This is a genomic window from Syntrophomonas sp., assembly GCF_028707975.1.
Taxonomy (GTDB): Bacteria; Bacillota; Syntrophomonadia; order Syntrophomonadales; family Syntrophomonadaceae; genus Syntrophomonas.
This window is the reverse complement of sequence record NZ_JAQVZX010000133.1, coordinates 1-4,139: the sequence shown is the minus strand read 5'-3', so window position 1 is coordinate 4,139 and position 4,139 is coordinate 1. Positions and strand designations below refer to the sequence as shown.

At 45.3% G+C, this 4,139-nt stretch carries 5 protein-coding genes; 3 read left to right on the top strand and 2 right to left on the bottom strand.

Going from position 1 to position 4,139, the window contains the following annotated elements; genetic code table 11:
• From PHP87_RS11065 to PHP87_RS11055, 3 genes are all read left to right on the top strand, one after another.
• Window positions 1–417 (top strand): glycine radical domain-containing protein (locus tag PHP87_RS11065; protein ID WP_299921334.1); only part of this gene is annotated, 417 nt, incomplete at its 5' end.
• A 21-nt stretch (window positions 418–438) separates the two neighbouring features.
• Window positions 439–1,179, top strand: coding sequence for a pyruvate formate-lyase-activating protein (gene pflA / locus PHP87_RS11060; protein ID WP_299921332.1), 741 nt, complete (start codon window positions 439–441; stop codon window positions 1,177–1,179).
• A gap of 123 nt (window positions 1,180–1,302) precedes the next feature.
• Window positions 1,303–2,154, top strand: a complete 852-nt coding sequence (locus PHP87_RS11055) for a DegV family protein (protein WP_299921330.1) — start codon at window positions 1,303–1,305, stop codon at window positions 2,152–2,154.
• A gap of 24 nt (window positions 2,155–2,178) precedes the next feature.
• Here the strand turns inward: PHP87_RS11055 and PHP87_RS11050 are convergent, their stop codons facing one another.
• Together PHP87_RS11050 and PHP87_RS11045 are read right to left on the bottom strand one after the other, a co-directional pair.
• Window positions 2,179–3,147 carry a cation diffusion facilitator family transporter gene (locus PHP87_RS11050; protein WP_299921328.1) on the bottom strand — a complete coding sequence of 323 codons (969 nt, stop codon included), beginning with the start codon at window positions 3,145–3,147 and terminating at the stop codon, window positions 2,179–2,181.
• A gap of 463 nt (window positions 3,148–3,610) precedes the next feature.
• On the bottom strand, window positions 3,611–4,139 hold a 529-nt coding region (locus tag PHP87_RS11045), incomplete at its 5' end, for an ArsR family transcriptional regulator (protein ID WP_299921327.1).

Here is a 4,139-nt window from a genome sequence, read left to right as displayed (position 1 = left end):
GGAACCACTCCGGATGGACGAAAAAAAGGTGAGCCCCTGGCTCCGGGAGCCAACCCCCTGCACGGCCGGGAAGAAAAGGGAGCCATAGCCGCCTGTAACTCGGTAGCCAAATTACCCTATGAAGATGCCCGAGATGGCATTTCTTTCACTTTCTCCGCCGTTCCTGAAGCTCTTGGCAAAAGTGAGGAGGAACGGGTGAATAATCTTCTGGCTCTACTCGAAGGCTATTTCGTTCAGGATGCTCATCATATGAATGTAAATGTCTTAAATGTTGAGACATTAAAGGAAGCTATGGAGCACCCGGAAAAATACCCGGATCTGACCATAAGGGTTTCCGGATATGCAGTGCATTTTACCCGGTTGAACCGGGAGCAACAGGAAGAGATAATTATGCGTACCTTCTATCGCCGAATGTAGCTGAAGGGTTGGTATGAGTCCATGATAGGCAGAATTCACTCCATTGATACCTTCAGTACCCTGGACGGGCCCGGAATTAGAACCGTGGTCTTTATGCAGGGCTGTCACCTGCGCTGCAAATACTGTCATAATCCTGACACCTGGGAAGTGAAAAGCCTGTCAGCTCAAGAATATAGTCCAGAAGAGTTAATGGAAGTCATAAAAAGGAGCAAACCCTATTTTCTTGCTTCTGGGGGCGGACTTACCTTCTCCGGTGGAGAGCCCCTGCTGCATGATGATTTCATAAAGGCAGTATTCCTGCTTTGCCGGGAAGAAAATATTTCCACCGCTATCGATACCTCCCTTTATGTCAAGCCCGCAGCTCTGCTAAAAGTTTTGCCGCTGACTGACCTGGTGCTGGCGGATATCAAACATATCAACGAAGAAAAAAGCCGCTGTCTGACCGGAATGAGCAATCGTCTTAACTTGAGCAATCTCAAACTTATCGATTCGCATGATATACCCATTTGGATTCGCTATGTTATAATTCCTGCCTGGACCGATGCGTTGGAAGATCTTGAAGAAATGGCTGCTTTTGTTGGGCAGCTTGAACATGTGGAACGTATTGACCTTTTGCCTTACCACTCCCTGGGAAAACATAAATGGGATTTGCTGGGCTTAAACTATGAATTAAACGGGGTAACTGCTCCCAGCCCGGAGGCTTTGGAGCAGCTAAAGAACATCATATCCGCCATTAGCGGAAAACCGGTTTATTTGAAATAGATATAGAACAAAAGAGGTTTTTGCAGCGGAATCATGTTTCCGTCTCTAAAAGTTCCCCTTATGCTCCGGGTGTAGTAGAATCAATGCTAATAAATAATATGAAAACAACAGGAGGCAGTTGGGGTGAGCGTTAAAGTTTTTACTGATAGCACTTCATACATAAGTAAAGAAATGCAAGAAGAACTGGATATTGAAATTATTCCTTTAAGTGTGCATTTCTCCGATGAGTCCTTTATCGAGACAGAAGTAGACTATGAATATTTTTATCAGAAAATAGAGAGGACCGGGGTGATTCCAACATCTTCCCAACCTCCGCCAGGTAAATTCTTTGCGGCTTTTAAAAAGGCGCTATCTCGTGGAGATCATGTTGTAGGCATTTTTATATCTTCAACCATGAGTGGAACCTGGGCTACAGCCCGGAATGTTAAAAAGCAGCTTATGGCGCAATATCCTGAAGCGAGGATGGAGATTATTGATTCTCATACCAATTGTATGGCCCTGGGGCTTCAGGTTGTGGAGGCCGCCCGGGTCGCCAAGGCCGGGGGTAATATAGATGCGGTGGTAAAAGCAGCCCAGTATATTCATGATCGGGTACATTTTTACTTTGTCCCGGAAACCCTGGAGTATTTGCGCAAAGGGGGACGAATAGGCACGGCCTCTGCTCTTCTCGGTATCCTTTTGAACATCCGGCCTATTCTAACGGTAGATATGGCAAAAGGCATGACCCATTTGCTGGAGAAGGCCCGGGGAACTTCCAATGCGGTTAAGCGAATGCTGTATCTAATGGAAGAAGATCATCAAAAATATGGGCTGAAGGAAATCATAGTGCACCATATCAATGCCCCGGAAAAAGCTCGACAATTAAGGCAAACGCTGGTTGATCGCTATGGCTTGCCCGTAAATATTCTTTCCATCGGTCCAGTAATAGGCCTGCATACTGGACTGGGCACAATAGGTATGGTCTATGTGGCATGAAGCAGAGATGGAATATCTCCTGTTCTAGTTTTGCGCTTCTCTATCCACCCAATCAACATGAACCGTTGTAGAGGTAGTGTAGAGATACTGGTTTATGCTTAATTCAACTACATCAGCAATGTCGTGAGCCTTGACCACGGAAAGCCCTTGATCCACCTCAATATGCAGGGAAACCACTTTATTAGCCCCGTAATCATGTACGCTGGTATCATGAACCGCGATTACTCCAGGTACCGCCAGGGCTAACTGATTAACCCGCTTTACCTGCTCCTCATCGTACTCTCCGATTATTTTGGAGCAGGATTCGCGGAAAATTTCGATACCCGTCCAAACAATCAAGGCTGACACAGCAAAGCCCAGTACAGCATCTACCCAGTAGTAGCCGAATTTAGAGGCTAAAATGGCAATAGCTACTAACACTGAAGCTATGGCATCAGTCCGGTGGTGCCAGGCATCAGCTATAAGGGTGGAGGAAGAAATTCTTTGCCCCAGGTCAATGGAAAAACGGGACATCCATTCCTTAAACAAGCCGGCAAACAGCATAACGACAACTACAAAGTAGCTTCCTGCTACCGGAGTGTTGGCCATGAGCCTTTTATAAGAATCAAAACCAAATTTTATTCCTACTGCTACCAGCAGCAAAGAAATAACCAGGGTGGCAATAAATTCAATACGGCCGTGGCCATGAGGATGCTCCTCATCCGCAGGTAAAGCAGCCAGTTTAAATCCAATAATTACTACCAATGAGGTCAGTACATCGGAAGCGGTATGAACCGCATCCGCAATCAGAGAAATGCTGTTTACCAATATCCCCATGATGAATTTTATGATAGCCAAAACAATATTACCGATAATGCTTACCCAGGCTTCCAGATAAGCGATCTTCCTTCTCTGTTCAGGATTTTCGATATTTGTTTCGGCATAAGTATCCCTAAGGGTTTTGCTGATTAAGAAGTCAGATATTGAAGATGTGAACTTATCCAAATATATCACCTTCCCAAAAAGAATAATTTAAGGTAAAAAAATTACCGTAGACTCTTACTTTTAATAATAGTCCCACGGTAATTTTCCGCTGCCCTTTGGGGCCCGGCTCAAGGCCTGACCAAATTTCTTAAGTTGTTCCCAACATTCTATCAAAAATACTTATATCAGGCAAGGGCGTTTAGCGTGAAAAATAAATTTTCATTACTATTTGTATCGTCACTCTTGCGGCGAGGTGGAGGTCTAAATATAAAATACCGACTCTACTGCAAAACCCCTTTTTGTTGCATAAAGGTTGCTCATGGCCCATAGCGGGTATTGCCACAAAACCGTTTTTCACTAATGCTGCCCGGGCATTATCTGAAAAATCAAAGCGTTCAGCGTTAACCACATTTGATAAATCCGGTGCCACCTGATAAGGCTTAACTATAGCGGTATCTAATCATCAGCCATTATCAGCCTTAAGGGAATATGCTCACCTGCTGTGGCGTTTATCCCAGGCTTCCACCATTTGGTTAAAAAACTGCAGACTCCATTCGTAATCTTCCTCCAGGTTGTTCAGGTATTGGCCGAAAAGGCTAGCCTGGTGCAAGATTGCCGTATCTGAGGACTGCCGCAAATTGTTCAGAACCTCCCGGCTGCGCCCCGCCGCTTCTAAAGTTATCTCCCGTTCATTGATGAAACTGCTTTGCAGGTGTTCAGCCATTATTTTGCCCGTATTCCGTTCTGCTTCATAATAGTCCCGGCGGCTTCCTTTTACCCATACCTTGCGAACGTTCTTCATACCTTCGAGAAAACGGATGTGTATACTAACCGTAGCCTTGCTCACTTCCAACTCAGAGGCAATATCCTCCAGCCCCAGGGGTTGGTCAGAAAAAAACAGCAAGCCATAGATGCGTCCCACCACTTCCGGCATACCGAACATGGCATATACGCGACCAAAAGCATCTACCATAATATCACGAGCCTGCAAAAGGCGTTCCTGTTCCAAACTATTTACCTCC